Here is a 17112-nt window from a genome sequence, read left to right on the forward strand (position 1 = left end):
AATGAGAGTTCATCTCATTTGGCCAGCTTGAGGTAGAATTGGCGGGCACTCTTCACTACGACACTAAACGGCATGTCTTCCGCTTTCGGCGCCGAAACGGTGCTTGAGGTCCGCCACTGGACCGACGCCTACTTCAGCTTCACCACCACGCGCGATGCCGGCTTCCGGTTCGAGAATGGTCAGTTCGTGATGATCGGCCTGGAGACCGAGACGCGGCCGCTGCTGCGCGCCTACTCCATTGCCAGCGCCAACTGGGAAGAACACCTGGAGTTCTTCAGCATCAAGGTGCAGGACGGCCCGCTCACCTCGCGCCTGCAGCACATCCAGCCGGGCGACAAGGTCCTGGTAGGCAAGAAGCCCACCGGCACGCTGCTGATCAGCGACCTGCATCCGGGCCGCAACCTGTACCTGCTGGGCACCGGCACCGGCTTGGCGCCGTGGCTGTCGATCATCAAGGACCCGGAAACCTACGAACGCTTCGACAAGGTGATCCTCACCCACGGCGTGCGCTTCGAAAAAGACCTGGCCTACCGCGATTATTTCGAGCGCGAACTGCCGCAGCACGAATTCCTGGGCGAGCTCCTGCACGACAAGCTGCTGTATTACCCGGCAGTCACGCGTGAGGCGTTCGCCAACCAGGGCCGCCTGACCGAGCTGATGGCCGACGGCCGCATGCAGCAGACGCTGGGGTTGCCGCCGCTGGATCCGGCCAAAGACCGCTTCATGATCTGCGGCAGCCCGCAGATGCTGGCCGACCTACGCACCCTGCTCGACGCGCGGGGTTTCGAAACTTCGCCACGCATCGGCACCCCCGGGCATTACGTGTTCGAGCGCGCGTTCGTCGAGAAGTAAGGCAACCACGCGAAGACCTCGCGCGGTGCGGCGTTTTATCTGGCTGCTGCGCGAGCACGTCGTGTCGTCGTAGGAGCGCACCCGGGCGCGATGGAGCATTCCCAGTAACGCTTCATCGCGCCCCAGGGCGCTCCTACGGTTTGGCAGCAGCCTGACATCTCAGGCGCCCAGCGCGCGCTCGATATCCGCCGCCAGCGCCTCCGGCTTGGTGGTTGGCGCATAGCGCTCCAAAACACTGCCGTCGCGGCCGATCAGGAACTTGGTGAAATTCCACTTGATCGCTTCCGAGCCCAGCACGCCGCGTTTTTCGTGCTTGAGCCATTGCCACAGCGGGTGGGCACCGCTGCCATTGACCTCGACCTTGGCCGCGAGCGGAAAATCCACCGCGTAGTCCAGCGAGCAGAACTGGCGGATGTCCGCCGCATCTCCAGGCTCCTGATGACCGAACTGATCGCAGGGAAACCCGATCACCACCAGCCCGCGGTCGCGGTAGCGCTGCCACAGCGCCTGCAGGCCAGCGTACTGCGGCGTAAAACCGCATTTAGAGGCCACGTTGACCACGAGCACCACCTTGCCGGCGTACTCGGCCAGCGACTGGGGTTGACCGTCCAGGGCGGTGAACTGGTAGGTGGAGAGCGTGGTCATCGGCAGGTCCGCAACGGAAACCGCAAGCCTAACGCAGCGTCGCCTACAGCCAGGAAATGTCCTACCTCGATGTCGCGCCACGCTCGCGTCTGCCTGGCGGCCATGCCTTTTGTCACACGCCTGTCCCGGCTGGCTGCGCTAGCCTCGGCGGTTCGCACTTTGGAGTAACGCTCTTGACCACCCGTCTTGCCTTTGCCCTGGCCGCTTCCCTGGGACTTGCCATGCCGTCCTACAGCATCGCCGCACCCGCCGCCACCCAGGCGACCGCGACCGCCAACCCGTTTTTTGCCGACAGCACGCTGCCGCTGCACTACCCGCAGTTCGACAAGATCAAGGACAGCGACTTTGCGCCTGCCTTCGACGCCGGTATGGCCGCGCAGTTGAAGGAAGTGGACGCGATCGCCAACCAGAAGGCCAAGCCGACCTTCGACAACACCATCATTGCGCTGGAAAAGAGCGGCGCCACGCTGGATCGCGCCACCACGGTGTTCTTCAACCTGGTAGGCGCCGACACCAACGATGCGCGCAAGAAACTGCAGGCCGACTACTCGGCCAAGTTTGCCGCGCACCGCGATGCGATTTCGCTCAACGGCAAGCTGTTCGCGCGCATCCAGACCCTGTACGACCAGCGCAGCAAGCTTGGCCTGGATGCACAAGGCGTGCGCCTGGTCGAGAAGTACTACAGCGATTTCGTGCGCGATGGCGCCAAGCTGTCCGATGCCGACAAGACCACGCTCAAGGCCATGAACGCCGAGCTGGCGAACCTGGGCACCACCTTCAGCCAGAACGTGCTGGCCGAGGTCAACGCCGCGGTCGTGGTGGTGGATGACGTCAAGCAGCTCGATGGCCTGTCTGACGAGCAGATCGCCGCCGCCGCCGAAGCGGCGAAGGCGCGCAAGCTCGACGGCAAATACGTGATCGCCCTGCTCAACACCACCGGCCAGCCGCCGCTGACCCAGCTCAAGAACCGCGAGCTGCGCAAGAAGATCTACGACGCCTCGGTGTCGCGCGGCAGTCATGGCGGCCAGTACGACAACACCGCCCTGGTCTCGCGCATCATGACTTTGCGTGCCAACAAGGCCCAGCTGCTGGGATTCCCCACGTACGCTGCGTATTCGCTGGAAAACCAGACCGCCAAGACCCCCGAAGCGGTCAACGCGATGCTGGGCAAGCTGGCACCGGCCGCAGTGGCCAATGCCAAGCGCGAGGCGGCCGACCTGCAGGCGATGATCGACAAGGAACAAAAGGCCGCGCGCAAGCCGACCTTCAAGCTGGAAGCCTGGGATTGGGCCTACTACAGCGAGAAAGTGCGCCAGGCCAAGTACAACTTCGACGAGTCGCAGCTCAAACCGTATTTCGAGCTGAAGAACGTGCTGGAAAACGGCGTGTTCTATGCGGCCAACCAGGAATACGGCCTGACCTTCAAGCAGCGCACCGACCTGCCGACCTACCGCGACGACATCACCGTCTATGACGTATTCGACGCCGACGGCAAGCAGCTGGCGATCTTCATTGCCGACATGTATGCACGCGAATCCAAGCGCGGTGGCGCCTGGATGAACTCCTACGTTTCGCAGTCGGAGCTGACCGGTTTCAAGCCGGTGGTGGCCAACCACCTCAACATCCCCAAGCCGCCGACCGGCCAGCCAACGCTGCTGACCTGGGATGAAGTGACCACCATGTTCCATGAGTTCGGCCATGCCTTGCACGGCATGTTCTCGGACGTGAAATACCCGTATTTCTCCGGCACCAGCGTGCCGCGTGACTTTGTCGAGTTCCCCTCGCAGGTCAACGAAATGTGGGCCGACGAGCCGTCGATCCTGAAGAACTATGCCAAGCACTACCAGAACGGCACGCCGATGCCGCAGGCGTTGCTGGACAAGGTGATTGCCGCGTCCAAGTTCAACCAGGGCTTTGCCACCACCGAGTATTTGGGTGCGGCCATGCTCGACCAGAACTGGCACCAGATCAGCGCCAACCAGGTGCCGGACGCCGCAGGCGTGATGGCGTTCGAAGCCAAGGCGCTGGCCGATGACGCCATCGCCTACCCGCCGGTGCCGCCGCGCTACAAGACCCCGTATTTCAGCCACATCATGGGCGGCTATGCGGCCGGCTACTACGCCTATATCTGGTCCGAAGTGCTGGATGCCAACACGCAGCAGTGGTTCAAACAGCACGGCGGATTGAGCCGCGCCAACGGCGACCGTTTCCGTCAGACCCTGCTTTCGCGCGGCGGTAGCGTGGATGCGATGGAGTTGTTCCAGAACTTCGCCGGGCATGCGCCGCAGATCGAGCCCTTGCTGGAGAAGCGCGGCCTCAGCGCACAGGGTGGCGACGGCGCCACGCCGGAAGCGTCGCAGTCCAAGCCGTAACGGCTTGAGATTCGGTTAAGAGCAACGATCAAAACGACTGCGCAGCCGCCAGGCGGGCGCGGCCGGTCCTCGGAATCGGCATGTACCCCCGTACACTCCGGTTCCTCCGCGCCGTCCGCACCCACCTGACGGCTGCTCGCTACGTTTTTGTTAGCCGCTTTAAAAACAATGCCGCCTGGTACTGCCAGGCGGCATTGTCGTTTGAAGCCCGCAAGCAGCGATTACTGTTCGACTGCGTCCACACCAGCGAGCAATTTCTTCAGCAGTTTCTCAAGGCGAACCTGTTCGGCCTCGCTGATCTGCGCGGTCTCCGCCTCCAGCAAGGTGCAGGCATCCGGCAGCAGCCGATCGATCAATGCCAGGCCAGCCGGCGCGAGCGTCAAGGTAATCTTGCGGCGGTCGTCCGGGCTGCTGGCGCGCGCAATCAGCCCTTTTTCGTGCAATTGATCGGTCAGCCGGGTGATGTTGGCCGGCTTCTCACTGGCCGCCTCTGCCACTTCGGTTGGCGTGATTGCCTGCCCCGGCGTCCCATACAACATCATCAGGATTTCGTACTCCGGCGGGCTGATGCCATGCGGCTTGAGCCGCACGCAGGCCTGGGTGTGCAGCCGCTTATAGAGGTGCTTGATCAGCCGCACCAGGACGGCCGGCTCCCGGGGAAAAGGCGGGTAACGCTCGCAAGTGTGGTCGACGCGTTTAGCGGTTGGATCAAAGCTACTCATGGCACCGTTGATTACATTACTGAATGGCTAAACCATTCAAACACATCGTCGGCGCGTGCACGTATCAGCGTGCGAAGAGATGTGCATATTCCGGCGCTACCCATGCCAGCAATGTTGCGGCGGGAATCTCGGCCGTTTGCGTGCCGTCCGAATACGGGCCCACCTGGTACGGCGGAAACACGAAGCGCAGTGCGCTGATTTTGCCGGCGGAATTCAACACCGGCACGAACTGCGCAAAGTTATCCGCCTGTGCAGCAGTGCCCTCGGCAATCATGCGATCGGCCGAGGCCACCTGTTCGGCTTGCTTTTCCACTGGCACGCGGTCCGCTTCCACGCGTTGCTCGGCGGCCGCATGCAGGCGCTGCGCCACCGCCTGCCCGATCTGCTCCCAGCCGGCCGGATCCGGAATCAGGGCTTGCGCGGTGAGCTGCTTGCGCTCCTTGATCAGCCAGACGAAGCGCGCCACCAGCGGTTCGCCATGCGCACCGCCGGTATAGCGGCTGCCGTCGGCCGACACCACGATGAGATCGGCGCTCTGCAGCACCTTCTCAAATGCCAGCGACAGCTCGTACGGTGCGGCGGGCTTGTCGTTGCCCAGCCCCGACACCGCCTGCATGAGCTCGCTGCGTGCGTCCTGCGCATAGCCCCGAATCAGCGCCTGCAATTCGGGATGCGCCTCCAGCCCGGGCGGATAGCTGATACCAACCATGTAGGCGGGCGCGTGTTCGATCACATCCTGCAGCGGCCCTTCTGCCACCGGTTGCACTGCCGGCTCGGCGGCCGCGGCCGCGGCCGGTGCCTGCTCAGCCGCAGGTTGCGCGGCCTCCGGCGTTTGTTGATTGCAACCTGCCAACAGCGCCAGCACCAGCAAGCCCTGCACCCCACCACCCACGTTCGACCACCGCATTCCCACCTACTCCCCTGACGACACCCAGCTGCTGACGATCAGGCCAGCAGCGCTTGAAATTGCGGATTCCGGCGCATGTAGGCGTCGGCATAACTGCAGGCGGGGATGACCTTCAACCCCGCCTCACCTGCGAAACCCAATGCCGCCTCCACCAAGGCGGCAGCCACGCCGCGGCCACCGATGGCGTCCGGCACCCGCGTGTGCGTGATGGTCAGCACCGCGTCCTGCTGCTGATAGGCCAACTCGGCGGTGTTGCCATCGAGCTCGACCCTGAACCGCTGGTGGGCGGCGTCGTGCGTCACGCGCTGCGTTGAGGCATCCATCTGGTCTTGATCCGGCGTTATTTCCTGTACCAATTCTGACCAGCGGCGCGCCGTGTCTGCGTGAAAGGCAAGCCACGCCGTGACCTGCTGCCCAGCCTGCTGCGGCGGGGCTAAAGTTCGCCGCGCCGACGCCGATAGCCAACGCGAAGGCGCTCGCAACAGCTGCTCGGCAGCGACGCACCGGCGCCTTCGCCCTACCCGCCAGGAGCGACAGCATGAACAACGATTCGTCAGGACACGGCGCAGAAAGTGATAGCTCGTTACTGGAAGGCCTGTTCCAGTTCGCCATCAACGGCAACACCCAGGGCCAGGAATTCGCCCAGCTCAACGACACCGTCTACGAGCGCCTGCAGCAGGCCTACGGCACCGTGTCCGGCAGCGGCAGCCTGATCGACCACGAGCGCAACGCGGCCTGAGGCCTTGCGCTGATCGCAACACTGCAGGGCCGCGCCCTGCCCAACCAGATCACGCTGCGGCAACCGTGCCGCAGCGAACGCCGCGCAGGCACATCATTCAACACCTGCACTTTCGGCGTGACGCAGGCCAGGCACACAGGCCAGCCCACGTCGCGCCCCACAAGCACCTTGCGGCGAGACCCGCCTGCTTAACCGAAGCGCGGGTTCGACAATTGCTCCAGGAACACCTGCAGCACGCGCGGTTCCATGATCAGCATGAACATCACGCCGAACGCCGCGCCCGCCAGGTGCGCGCTGTGGTTGATGCGGTCGCCGCCGCGACGGTCCATCCACAGGCTGTAACCCACGTAGAACACCGCATAGATGATCGCCGGCGCCGGAATGAACAGCACCAGGATGATCGTCCATGGCTTGAGCAGGATGAAGGCGAACAACACCGCCGACACCGCGCCCGATGCGCCCAGGCTGAGGTAGTTCGGGTTCTTCTGGTTCTTCAGATAGCTGGGCAGGATCGAGACGACCAACGCGCCCAGATAGAACAGCGGATAGGTCAGCACGCTACCGGTCAGCCGTGTCATCACGTCTTCGATGTACCGGCCGAAAAAGAACAGCGTGATCATGTTGAAGACCAGGTGCCCGAGATCGGCGTGGATGAAGCCGTAGGTGATCAGGCGGTCGTACTGCTTGTGCTTGTCCAGGGCGGGCGGCCACAACACCAGCCGGTCGGCCAGCTTGCGGTTGTTGAACGCCATCCACGAGACGATGCCGGTGATGGCGATCAGGATCAGGGTAATCATGCAGACCTCAGGCAGGACGGTAGTTGTCGACCATGCGATACCGGCGCGCGTACAGGCCGAAGGCCAGTGCTGCCAGGAACGCGAAGGCCGCGAAGAAGAACATCAAAAACGCCGCTTCGCTGAGCCCAGTATCGGCGATATGCGAGATCACAGTAGCGTTGCGAACCGCCACATTCGAGAGCAGCACCCACAGGTTGCCGACCGTGGTGGTCAGATACCAGAAACTCATCACCACGCCCTTCATCGACGGCGGCGCCTGGCTGTAGGCAAACTCGATCCCGGTGGCCGACACCAGCACTTCGCCGAAGGTGAGCAAGGCGTAGGGCAGGATCTGCCAGGCGATGTGCATCGGCTCACCGCCATCCATCGCCACCTGGATCGCACCGACCGCAATCCACGCCACGCCGCTGAAGGCGATGCCGCTGGTCATGCGCCGTAGCGAAGTGGGCTCCCAGCCCAGGCGACGCAGCAACGGATACAGCACCAGGTTGTTGAAGGGGATCAGCAGCATCACCAGCAGCGGATTCAGCGCCTGCATCTGCGAGGCGGTGAACCACGCCGGCATCGTCATCTCGCGGCCCTGCAGCACCCAGGTGGAGGCCTTCTGATCGAACAAGGAAAAGAACGGCGTCACCAGCGCGAAGATCACCAGCACCCGCAGCAACGCGCGCACGCCATCGACCGCCGCATCCGGATGCGTGCCGCGGGCACGTTCCAGCTGCCACCACGTGCCGCCGCCAATGCCGGCCAGCAGCAGCACCAGCGCCATGCACAGGCAGATCACCAGGCCTAGCTGCTCGGTCAATCCCAAACAGGCCAGCGCCAGCAACACGCTGACTGCTGCCAGTGCCAGGCCCGGGCGCCCCTGGCCCGGCGCATGCGCCAGCAACGCACTGCGCACCACGGCGCCAAACCCATGCGGGTCCTTGGGCGGTAACGGCACCCGAACGTAGCGCTTGCGGCCCAGCCAGAACACCACCGTAGCGATGAACATCAAGATGCCGGGAATGCCGAATGCCCACGACGGGCCCAGGTGCTTGAGCGCCAACGGGATCAGCAACGAGGCAAACAGCGAACCGAAGTTGATGATCCAGTAGAAGGCGTCGAACACCACCTTGGCCCGATGCTTGTTGGACTGGTCGAACTGGTCGCCCATGAACGAGGCCACCAAGGGTTTGATGCCGCCGGCACCGAACGCGATCAGGCCCAGGCCGACAAAAAACCCGCTGCGGCTGTCTTCAAACAACGCCAGGCAGGCGTGGCCGGCGCAGTAGATCAGGCTGAACCAGATGATGGTGGTGTACTTGCCGAAGAAGCGATCGGCCAGCCAGCCGCCCAGCAGCGGGAAGAAGAACACCCCGATCATGAAACTGTGCAGGATGTGTTTGGCTTCGGCATCGCGCTCCGGCGCGCCGACCTCCTGCAGCAGCAGCGAGGTGATCAGGAACTGCACCAGGATGTTGCGCATCCCGTAGAAACTGAAACGCTCGCACGCCTCGTTGCCGATGATGAAGGGGATCTGGCGCGGCAGCGGCGCGTCGGCGGCGGGCGCCGGCAAGGTGGAGGTCGTCAAAGGCAGTCCGGTCGAGCAGAAAACGTGCCCTATCGTACCGGCGGCGGCCTAGTGCCCGCCATCGCGCGGCACTGGGTTGTTGGTCCGGAACGGGCCACAGGCTGCAGCACTTGCGTGGCTGTGGCGGCGCTGCAACCGATGCAGCGGCAGGAGTGCTGCGTGATGCATCCGCCGCAGTTGGCCGCCCAGCGTTGCACGCTGATCGCACCGCACCAGCATGTGGTCGACGGCCTGCAAGCGTGTCGGCCAGCCATTGCGCGCTTGGCAACCGCAACCCGTGGCCGCAGACCACATGCCAGATACCCATTGCTGATTGAGCCGAATAACAGGCCAAAAAGCCCGAGCGAACGCGACCACGCCGCCGCGTCGCAGCTGACGCCTTTGACGCAGTGCAGATTGGCCTGCCACGCTGGCTCGGCTACATTGCAAACGTTTTCCTGGAACACCGGACCGCTGGATGCCCCGCTTCACCCGCCTCGCCCTGAGCCTGCTGCTGCTCACCTCTGCCCCCGCCGCCCTGACTGCCGAGCCGCTGACCACCGTGGCCGAGCGCAGCGGTTTTGTGCAGACCGGCCGCTTTGATGAGGTCATCGCCTTGTGCGATGCATTCGCGCAGCGCTACCCGCAGGCGGTGCGCTGCATCAGCTTCGGCACCACGCCTGAAGGGCGGCCGATGAAGGCGTTGGTGGTGTCCACCAGCGGCGCGCTGGATGCGGCAAGCGCGGCGCAGCGTGCATTGCCGGTGGTGCTGGTGCAAGGCGGCATCCATGCCGGCGAGATCGATGGCAAGGACGCGGGCTTCCTGGCCCTGCGCGAGTTGCTTGATGGCACCGCCGGCAAAGGGGTGCTCGACAAGGTGGTGTGGATCTTCGTGCCGGTGTTCAATGTGGACGGCCATGAGCGCTTCGGCGCATGGAACCGCCCCAACCAGCGCGGCCCCGAACAGATGGGCTGGCGCACCACCGCGCAGAACCTCAATCTCAACCGCGATTACGTCAAGGCCGACGCGCCGGAGATGCAGGCGATGCTGCGGCTGGTGCAGCAGTGGGACCCATTGATGTACGTGGACCTGCACGCCACCGATGGCGCGCAGTTCGAACACGATGTGTCGGTGCAGGTGGAACCGGTGCACGCGGGCGACGCGGCGTTGCGCAAGGACGGCACCCGCTGGCGTGATGCGGTGATTGCCGACCTGGCCAAGCAGGGTTCGTTGCCACTGCCGTACTACCCGTCGCTGGTGCGCGAGGACGACCCCAGTTCGGGCTTCGCCGACGACGTTTCGCCGCCGCGGTTCTCGCACGGCTATTTCCTGCTGCGTAACCGCTTCGGCATGCTGGTGGAAACCCACTCGTGGAAGCAGTACCCGGTGCGCGTGCGGGTGACCCGCAACGCCATCGTCTCGGTGTTGCAGCAGGCCGCACGGCACGGCACGCAATGGCTGGCCGACGCGCATGCCGCCGATCGGCGCGCCAGCGCGTTGGCCGGTCATCTCGAGCCGTTGAGCTACGCGGCCGGCCCGGGCACGCGCACCGTCGCGTTCCGCGGCTATGCCTACACACGCACGCCCTCGCCGGTGTCCGGTGCGTTGATGACGCGCTACGACGAGCGCACACCGCAGATCTGGAAGGTGCCGCTGCGCGACCAGATCGCTCCGGATGTCACCGTGGAGGCGCCGCGCGGTGGCTACCTGGTGCCGGCGGCGCAGGCCGCCCTGGTCGCCGACACACTGCGCCTGCACGGCATCACCTTCCAGACCCTCACGCAAGCAGGCAACCGCGCGGTGCAGAGCTTCCGCGCCGACACTGCTACCTTTGCGACGCGCTCCAACGAGGGCCACCAGGGACTCACCGTTAGTGGCCAATGGCGTGCTGAGACGCGCGCGGTGCCGGCAGGCACGTTGTTCGTACCGATTGCCCAACCCAAGTCGCGGCTGGTGATGGCGATCCTGGAGCCACAGGCACCGGATTCGTTGCTGCAGTGGGGCCTGTTCAATCTGGCCTTCGAGCGCAAGGAGTACATGGAAGACTACGTGGCCGAAGACGTGGCGCGCGAGATGCTCGCCAGCGACCCGGCCCTGAAGGCGCAGTTCGAACAACGCCTGGCCAGCGACCCGGCATTTGCCGCCGACCCGCAGGCGCGCCTGGAGTTTTTCTACCGGCTGCATCCGTCCTGGGACGAGCGCTACCGGCTCTACCCGGTGCTGCGTACCGACCAGAGCGCATTTTGAGCGCGCCGACGCAGGCGCGCTGATTCACGGCGCAGCCGGCGCCACCCATTCGGGCACCATGGTGCCCTCCCCCGATCCGTTACCGCACCACAAGGACCACGACGTGCCACACCTCGATATGAAAACGTTTACACCCACCGCTCCGCGACCGCGCCGACTGGCGCTGGCCCTCGCGCTGGGATTGGGCATCGCCCTCAGCGCGCCGCTGGCCGCGCAGCAGGCCAACGCCGCACAGCCGTGGATGGACACCGCGCTGAGCCCGGACCAGCGCGCCGCGTTGCTGCTGACGCAGATGACCGAAGACGAAAAATTCCAGATGCTGCGCAGTTACTTCGGCCTGGGCACCGACAAGATTCCCAAGCCCGAAGGCGCACTCGGCTCGGCCGGTTATGTGCCGGGCATTGCGCGCCTGGGTATCCCGGCGCAGCAGCTGGCCGATGCCGGCGTGGGCGTGACCAATCCCGGTGGCATCCGCAAGGGCGACTTCGCCACCGCGATGCCGTCCGGCCCGTCCACGGCGTCGAGCTGGAATCCGCAACTGGCCTATGCCGGCGGCAAGACCATGGGCCGCGAATCCTGGCAGCAGGGCTTCAACGTGCTGCTGGCCGGCAGCGTCAACCTGCAGCGCGACCCACGCAACGGCCGCAACTTCGAATATGCCGGCGAAGACCCGCTGCTGGCCGGCGTGATGGTGGGCGAATCGATCCGCGGCGTGCAGAGCGAGCACGTGCTGTCGACGATGAAGCACTTCGCGCTCAACGATATGGAAACCCGGCGCAACTTCCATAGCGCGCAGATCGGCGAACAGGCGATGCACGAGTCGGACCTGCTGGCCTTCGAGATCGCGCTGAAGATCGGCGACCCGGCATCGGTGATGTGTTCGTACAACAAGATCAACGGCATCTACGGCTGCGAGCACGACTACCTGCTCAACCAGGTGCTCAAGCAGGAATGGAAGTACCCCGGCTATGTGATGTCCGATTGGGGCGGCGTGCACAGCGGCTCCAAGGCCGCGCTGGCCGGGCTGGACCAACAGTCGGCCGGCGAAGTCTTCGATGCGGCGGTGTTCTTCGATGCACCACTGCGCATGGCGGTCCGTGCCGGCGTGGTGCCGCGCGCGCGCTTCGACGACATGGTCACGCGCATCCTGCGCAGCCTGTTCGCGCATGGGGCATTCGACCACCCCACCCAGCGCCAGACCATCGACGGCAAGGCCGGCCAACGCGCCGCGCAGCGCGTGGCCGAAGAAGGCAGCGTGCTGCTGCGTAACGAACAGGCCACCTTGCCGCTGTCAAAGGACGTGCGCCGCATCGCGGTGATCGGCGGTTATGCCGACAAGGGCGTGATGTCCGGCGGTGGTTCTTCGCGGGTGGACTACACCATCAACGGCGGCAACGCGGTGCCCGGGCTCACCCCGACCACCTGGCCCGGCCCGGTGATCATCCATCCCTCCTCGCCGTTGCAGGCGCTGCGCGCGGCGTTGCCGAACGTGCAGATCGATTACGTGGACGGCAAGGACCGCGCGGCGGCCGCACGCGCGGCCAAGGCTGCCGACGTGGCGATCGTGTTCGCCACCCAGTGGGCCGCCGAGTCGGTCGACCTGCCGGACATGCAGCTGCCCGATGGCCAGGACGCCTTGATCGAGGCGGTGGCCAAGGCCAACCCCAAGACCACCGTGGTGCTGGAAACCAACGGCCCGGTGCGCATGCCGTGGGCCGAGCACGTGCCGGCGGTGTTGCAGACGTGGTACCCGGGGATTGGCGGTGGTGAGGCCATCGCCAACCTGCTGACCGGTGCGGTAAATCCCTCCGGCCATCTGCCGGTGACCTGGCCGGTCGATGAGTCGCAATTGCCGCGTCCGTCGATTCCGGGCCTGGGCTTCAAGCCGGCCAAGCCGGGCGAAGACACCATCGATTACGCCATTGAAGGCGCCAACGTCGGCTACAAGTGGTTTGCCGCGCGCAACCTCACCCCGCGCTATCCATTCGGCCATGGCCTGTCGTACACGCAGTTCCGCATGGGCGGCCTGCATGTGGAGGCTGCCAACGGCCAGCTGACTGCCAATTTCGAGGTGGAAAATACCGGCAAGCGCGACGGTGCCGCCGTGCCGCAGCTCTACGTTACCTTGCCCAGCGGCCACGCCACACCGCTGCGCCTGATCGGCTGGCAGAAGGTCGCGCTCAAGCCCGGCGAGAAGCGCACGGTGCAAGTCGTGGCCGAGCCCAAGACGCTGGCCGACTTCGACGCCAAGGCACGTCACTGGACGATTGCCGCCGGCACCTATCGCGTGCAGTTGGCACGCTCGGCCACTGACCCGGTGGAGAGCTTGGAAGTCGCGCTGCCGGCGATGCAGTTGCCGTGATGCGGCATGGCGGACTCGCACCTGCGGCGTCCGCCACTGCGTGTTTCGGCATGCGCATCTACCCGCGTGCGCGCCCAACTTTTTTTGTGCAACTGCGTTGACAGCCGCGCCGCCAGCTTGCACAATTCGCCCCCTGAGTCGCCCAGGTGGCGGAATTGGTAGACGCACTAGCTTCAGGTGCTAGCGGGGGCAACTTCGTGGAGGTTCGAGTCCTCTCCTGGGCACCACGACTCACGGTAGATCGTAAAAAACCTCGCTTCGGCGGGGTTTTTTGCGTTTGGGCGATCGCAGTGTATGCGGTGCCGATGGTGCCCACTGCCTGTGGCTGACGCTGCTTGGCGTCGCGCGTTGTCGCTGTCCGTGGCTGACCACGCGGGGCGCTGTGCTTTTAGGCAATCACGGTCGTCGCGATGCGTCACAGGCGATGCGAATGGCACGCCGTGCAGCCGGAGTCGCTAGCGGTGTGTTCGGCTGTGCACCGCCAAGCGATGGCCTGGCGTCGATGCAGATGACTTGGTCCGCGACGTTGGAGCTTGCACGTGACCGCAGACCGCGCAAACGTCTCCACGGTGGTTAGCGTCAGATAAGCCACATCGCGACAGGCATTGTCGCCAGTGCCTGTCGCGACACCACGCGCCCTACTTGGCGGCAGCCTGTTCCTGATAATCGGTCAGGTAATGCTCGGCGTTGATCTGCTCGGAGGCAGCGGGGTCGTATCCCACCTGTGCAGCCTTCTGTGCGCCAGGCAGGTACAACTCGCCAGTTCCGGCATTGAGGATCAGCAGCACGTACGGCCGCCCGCGCAGTTGCACCGTGTAGCGGGTGTCCTTCTGGGTCGCGGCGGTCGCGGCCAACAGGATCTTGTCGTCGATCTCGCTATCGGCACCGGTCACCTGGACCAGCGCCTGGTTCTTCTCGCGCGGGCCATAACGCAAGGTCGATACCTTGATGCCATCCCTGGAACTGTAGGCCTTGGCCTGCTTGGCAACCTCCGGGCGTGCGGCAGCGGCCTGCGTCTGGGTGACGGCAGCCAGCGACAGCAAGGGAATGAGTACGGCGGCCGCAGACAGGCGGCGCAACTGAGATCCAAACATCATGAAGCTTCCTTGTTGAGTGAGAACACGGGCAGCATGCCCATGCCATGCGCCACGTACTGCATCGTTCGAACACCTCAGCACGCGTCGCTGCGCCGCATGCTACTGCACGCGATTACACGATTGCACGATCGGCAATGCCTGGCGCACTGACCTCGCTGGTAATTCACTAAAAGGCATCAACACGACAATCGAGAGGCAACCATGCTTCATGGATGTCCTCACGCATGACCGCGCATCTCGGAGCGACTGCAGATCCTGCGCAGTGACTTTCGACACGCGACCGTGCATGGCAACGAAGCGGACCATTCGGTATGACACCACTGCGCATGGCCCCGTCGATGCGAAGCTCCTTTGCGCTCGTTCTCTTGCTTGTTGCTTCCAGCGTCCACGCTCGCGGCCAGGCCGACGACGCTAGCGCGGGCGGGCACGGCCATCGCGTGCAGCTCTCGTCTTCGCACTGCAGCCTCAGTACGCCATTCAATGTGCTCGCCGACAGCGGCGGCATCTGGCTGTATCGAGGAGACGGACTGCCGCGCGAGATCTTCTTCCATGCAGGCGAACTGAGTGTCGACCACCAGTTGCAGCAGATCAGCGCGGACGATGCGCAGCGGTTGCAGGCGATGGAAACGCAAGCACGCCAGTTGATGCCACAGGTCGCAGGGATTGCGCATGACGTGATCGACCTTAGCTACGACGCGCTCGGGGGTGTGGTCGAGGTCATGACCGGTAGTTGGCTCAACGCCCGCAAAATCGAACGCCTGCGCACGCGCGCTAGCGCCTACGTCGATGACACGCTCGGCAAGGGGCGCTGGGAGCAACAGGCCTTCGATGGCAACTTCGAGCGCTACGTCGAGCAGGAAGCCGAGGCATTCAAAGGCAGCATCGGGCGGCACCTGATGTGGCAGATCATGACCGGGCGTGCGGATGGGATCGACCAACGTGCCCAAGCGATGGATGGCCAGCTGGATGCCAAGCTCGACGCGCGAGCGGCCACGATCGAGGTCAAGGCCGATGCACTCTGTACTCAGGTGCAATCACTGCGTCGTCTACAAGACGCGCTGCAGTACCGCTATCAAGGCAAGCCGCTGCAGATGCTGACGCCGTTGCATGAGGACACCTCAGCCAAGGCCGCCGAAGCGGCCACAACGACACCTCACACCGCGGATGCACCTGCCGGCACCGCGATCGAAGTGCAGCAGGCACACCACAACTGATGCGCGCTATCAGCTGCGCTCAGTGCCCCCCAGCCGCCGCTGCGCCGCCGGCACCGGCGCCGAACGGTGGCTTGGCCAGCCACAGGAAGAAGATGATGCCCAAGAAGGTCCAGCCGAGCAGATAGAAGATGTCGTTGAAGCCCATCTGCGAAGCCTGGTGATTGATCATGTTGTTGAGCGAGGCCGCGCCGCGTTGCAGGTCGCCCTGCCCCATTGCGGTGACCTGCTCCTGCATGCCGGGCGTGTACACCGAGATGTGTTCGGTGATGTGCGCATGGTGCACCTGCGTACGGCGCGCCCACAGATACGTGGTCAGCGATGCGGCAAAACTGCCGCCCAATGTGCGCAGGAACGTGGCCAGGCCGGAGCCGGCCGCGATCTCGCGCCCGTCCAGATCCGAGAGCAGGATCTGCAGCACCGGCATGAAGAACAAGGCCACGCCCACGCCCATCACCAGCTGGATGGTCGCCACGTGCGCGAAGTCCACCTGCAGGTTGAAGTTGGAACGGAAGAAGCTGGTGAACGACATGAAGATGAAGGCAATGGTGGCGAGCATGCGCAGATCGAAACGCAACGCGTACTTGCCCACGAACGGCGTCATCAACACCGGCAGGATGCCGATCGGTGCGGTGGCCAGGCCCGCCCAGATCGCGGTGTAGCCCATGTCGCGCTGCAACCACTGCGGGATCAGCAGGCTGACGCTGAAGAACGCCGCGTAAGCCACCACCATGGCGAGCGTGCCGGCGCGGAAGTTGCGGTGCCGGAACAGCTTGAGGTCGACGATGGGATCCTTGTCGGTGAGCTCCCAGATCACGAACACCACCAGCGCCACAGCTGCGACACAGGCCAGCATCACGATCTTGTCGGAAGAAAACCAGTCTTCGTCGTTGCCCAGGTCCAGCACCAGCTGCAGCGCGCCCACGCCGACCACCAGCAGGATCAGGCCGATGTAATCCATGCGCGGCCGTTCCAGCTGTTCCGGGCGATGCCGCAACTGCGAACCGACGATGCTGCTGGCGATGATGCCCAGCGGCACGTTGATCAGGAAGATCCATTCCCAGCTGTAGTTGTCGGTGATCCAGCCGCCCAGGATCGGGCCGGCGATCGGCGCCACCACCGTGATCATGGCCAGCAAGGCCAGCGCCTGCCCGCGTTTTTCGCGCGGATAGATCGACACCAGCAAACTCTGCGTGATCGGGTACATCGGCCCGGCCACGAAGCCCTGCAGCGCACGCGCCACCACCAGCATGCCCATGCTCTGGGCGAGGCCGCACAGCAGCGAGGCAATGGTGAAGGCCAGCGTGGACCACACGAACAGCTTGGTTTCGCCGAAGCGACGGCTCAGCCAGCCGGTCAGCGGCAACGCGATCGCGGTGCTCACCGCGAACGAGGTGATGACCCAGGTGGCCTGTTGCGAACTGGCGCCGAGATTACCGGCGATGGTGGGCAGCGAGACGTTGGCGATGGTGGTGTCCAGCACCTGCATGAACGAGGCCATCGCCAGGCCCACGGTGCACAGCGCCACGCTCGCCGGGCGAAAGCCCGCGGCGGGCGCCGGTGCCGAAGGGCCGCCGGGCGCGGTGGGAGCTTGCGAAGACATGGTGG

Annotated in this window: 14 protein-coding genes, 1 tRNA gene and 1 other RNA gene; 8 read left to right on the plus strand and 8 right to left on the minus strand. The window is 64.6% G+C overall.

Going from position 1 to position 17112, the window contains the following annotated elements:
• Positions 1-72: 72 nt before the first annotated feature.
• The gene (locus QRM60_RS02495) at positions 73-852 is read left to right on the plus strand and encodes a ferredoxin--NADP reductase (protein ID WP_228436058.1); all 780 of its coding nucleotides are present in this window, start codon (positions 73-75) and stop codon (positions 850-852) included.
• 159 nt (positions 853-1011) lie between these two features.
• Here the strand turns inward: QRM60_RS02495 and QRM60_RS02500 are convergent, their stop codons facing one another.
• A complete protein-coding gene (locus tag QRM60_RS02500) occupies positions 1012-1497 on the minus strand; it encodes a glutathione peroxidase (RefSeq protein WP_225041489.1) in 486 nt (161 codons plus the stop codon).
• Positions 1498-1670: 173 nt separating this feature from the next.
• Between QRM60_RS02500 and QRM60_RS02505 the strand changes: the two genes are divergently transcribed.
• Together QRM60_RS02505 and QRM60_RS02510 are read left to right on the plus strand one after the other, a co-directional pair.
• Positions 1671-3869, plus strand: coding sequence for a M3 family metallopeptidase (locus QRM60_RS02505; RefSeq protein WP_285445541.1), 2199 nt, complete (start codon positions 1671-1673; stop codon positions 3867-3869).
• A gap of 80 nt (positions 3870-3949) precedes the next feature.
• A non-coding RNA gene (locus QRM60_RS02510) (sX9 sRNA) lies at positions 3950-4025 on the plus strand.
• A gap of 65 nt (positions 4026-4090) precedes the next feature.
• Here the strand turns inward: QRM60_RS02510 and QRM60_RS02515 are convergent.
• The 3 genes from QRM60_RS02515 to QRM60_RS02525 form a co-directional block, all read right to left on the minus strand.
• On the minus strand, positions 4091-4591 hold the full coding sequence (locus tag QRM60_RS02515) for a MarR family transcriptional regulator (protein WP_115576790.1): 501 nt from the start codon (positions 4589-4591) through the stop codon (positions 4091-4093).
• A gap of 64 nt (positions 4592-4655) precedes the next feature.
• Complete coding sequence (locus QRM60_RS02520) at positions 4656-5498, minus strand: DUF3298 domain-containing protein (RefSeq protein ID WP_285445542.1); 843 nt, start codon at positions 5496-5498, stop codon at positions 4656-4658.
• A gap of 38 nt (positions 5499-5536) precedes the next feature.
• Positions 5537-5821, minus strand: coding sequence for a GNAT family N-acetyltransferase (locus QRM60_RS02525; RefSeq protein ID WP_285445543.1), 285 nt, complete (start codon positions 5819-5821; stop codon positions 5537-5539).
• Between the two features lie 215 nt (positions 5822-6036).
• Between QRM60_RS02525 and QRM60_RS02530 the strand changes: the two genes are divergently transcribed.
• Positions 6037-6237, plus strand: coding sequence for a hypothetical protein (locus QRM60_RS02530; RefSeq protein WP_012438794.1), 201 nt, complete (start codon positions 6037-6039; stop codon positions 6235-6237).
• A 188-nt stretch (positions 6238-6425) separates the two neighbouring features.
• Here QRM60_RS02530 and QRM60_RS02535 read toward each other — a convergent pair whose 3' ends face one another.
• Positions 6426-7034 carry a rhomboid family intramembrane serine protease gene (locus QRM60_RS02535; protein ID WP_050911595.1) on the minus strand — a complete coding sequence of 203 codons (609 nt, stop codon included), beginning with the start codon at positions 7032-7034 and terminating at the stop codon, positions 6426-6428.
• Between the two features lie 7 nt (positions 7035-7041).
• Positions 7042-8607: an oligopeptide:H+ symporter gene (locus tag QRM60_RS02540; protein ID WP_285445544.1), complete on the minus strand. Its 1566-nt coding sequence runs from the start codon at positions 8605-8607 to the stop codon at positions 7042-7044.
• A 457-nt stretch (positions 8608-9064) separates the two neighbouring features.
• Here QRM60_RS02540 and QRM60_RS02545 point away from each other — a divergent pair, with 457 nt between their 5' ends.
• The 3 genes from QRM60_RS02545 (at position 9065) to QRM60_RS02555 (ending at position 13423) form a co-directional block, all read left to right on the plus strand.
• Positions 9065-10834, plus strand: a complete 1770-nt coding sequence (locus QRM60_RS02545; protein WP_285445545.1) for a M14 family metallopeptidase — start codon at positions 9065-9067, stop codon at positions 10832-10834.
• Positions 10835-11009: 175 nt separating this feature from the next.
• The gene (locus QRM60_RS02550) at positions 11010-13196 is read left to right on the plus strand and encodes a glycoside hydrolase family 3 C-terminal domain-containing protein (RefSeq protein WP_285445714.1); all 2187 of its coding nucleotides are present in this window, start codon (positions 11010-11012) and stop codon (positions 13194-13196) included.
• 140 nt (positions 13197-13336) lie between these two features.
• Positions 13337-13423: transfer RNA gene (locus QRM60_RS02555), tRNA-Leu, on the plus strand.
• 411 nt (positions 13424-13834) lie between these two features.
• Here the strand turns inward: QRM60_RS02555 and QRM60_RS02560 are convergent.
• Positions 13835-14293: a hypothetical protein gene (locus QRM60_RS02560; protein ID WP_285445546.1), complete on the minus strand. Its 459-nt coding sequence runs from the start codon at positions 14291-14293 to the stop codon at positions 13835-13837.
• A gap of 437 nt (positions 14294-14730) precedes the next feature.
• Between QRM60_RS02560 and QRM60_RS02565 the strand changes: the two genes are divergently transcribed.
• Positions 14731-15507, plus strand: coding sequence for a DUF2884 family protein (locus tag QRM60_RS02565; RefSeq protein WP_285445547.1), 777 nt, complete (start codon positions 14731-14733; stop codon positions 15505-15507).
• Positions 15508-15526: 19 nt separating this feature from the next.
• Here the strand turns inward: QRM60_RS02565 and QRM60_RS02570 are convergent, their stop codons facing one another.
• Positions 15527-17107 (minus strand): DHA2 family efflux MFS transporter permease subunit, encoded by a 1581-nt coding sequence (locus QRM60_RS02570; RefSeq protein ID WP_285445548.1) that lies wholly within the window; start codon positions 17105-17107, stop codon positions 15527-15529.
• Positions 17108-17112 lie beyond the last annotated feature (5 nt).

The organism is Xanthomonas sp. fls2-241-TYG-148 (assembly GCF_030208815.1).
Lineage (GTDB): Bacteria > Pseudomonadota > Gammaproteobacteria > Xanthomonadales > Xanthomonadaceae > Xanthomonas > Xanthomonas campestris.

Excerpts from the sequence above, each read along its gene's own strand:
- QRM60_RS02530 (WP_012438794.1), top strand. The coding sequence starts at position 6,037 with ATGAACAACGATTCGTCAGGACACGGCGCAGAAAGTGATAGCTCGTTA.
- QRM60_RS02570 (WP_285445548.1), bottom strand. The coding sequence starts at position 17,107 with ATGTCTTCGCAAGCTCCCACCGCGCCCGGCGGCCCTTCGGCACCGGCG.
- QRM60_RS02545 (WP_285445545.1), top strand. The coding sequence starts at position 9,065 with ATGCCCCGCTTCACCCGCCTCGCCCTGAGCCTGCTGCTGCTCACCTCT.
- QRM60_RS02520 (WP_285445542.1), bottom strand. The coding sequence starts at position 5,498 with ATGCGGTGGTCGAACGTGGGTGGTGGGGTGCAGGGCTTGCTGGTGCTG.
- QRM60_RS02560 (WP_285445546.1), bottom strand. The coding sequence starts at position 14,293 with ATGATGTTTGGATCTCAGTTGCGCCGCCTGTCTGCGGCCGCCGTACTC.
- QRM60_RS02515 (WP_115576790.1), bottom strand. The coding sequence starts at position 4,591 with ATGAGTAGCTTTGATCCAACCGCTAAACGCGTCGACCACACTTGCGAG.
- QRM60_RS02500 (WP_225041489.1), bottom strand. The coding sequence starts at position 1,497 with ATGACCACGCTCTCCACCTACCAGTTCACCGCCCTGGACGGTCAACCC.
- QRM60_RS02525 (WP_285445543.1), bottom strand. The coding sequence starts at position 5,821 with ATGGATGCCTCAACGCAGCGCGTGACGCACGACGCCGCCCACCAGCGG.
- QRM60_RS02495 (WP_228436058.1), top strand. The coding sequence starts at position 73 with ATGTCTTCCGCTTTCGGCGCCGAAACGGTGCTTGAGGTCCGCCACTGG.
- QRM60_RS02535 (WP_050911595.1), bottom strand. The coding sequence starts at position 7,034 with ATGATTACCCTGATCCTGATCGCCATCACCGGCATCGTCTCGTGGATG.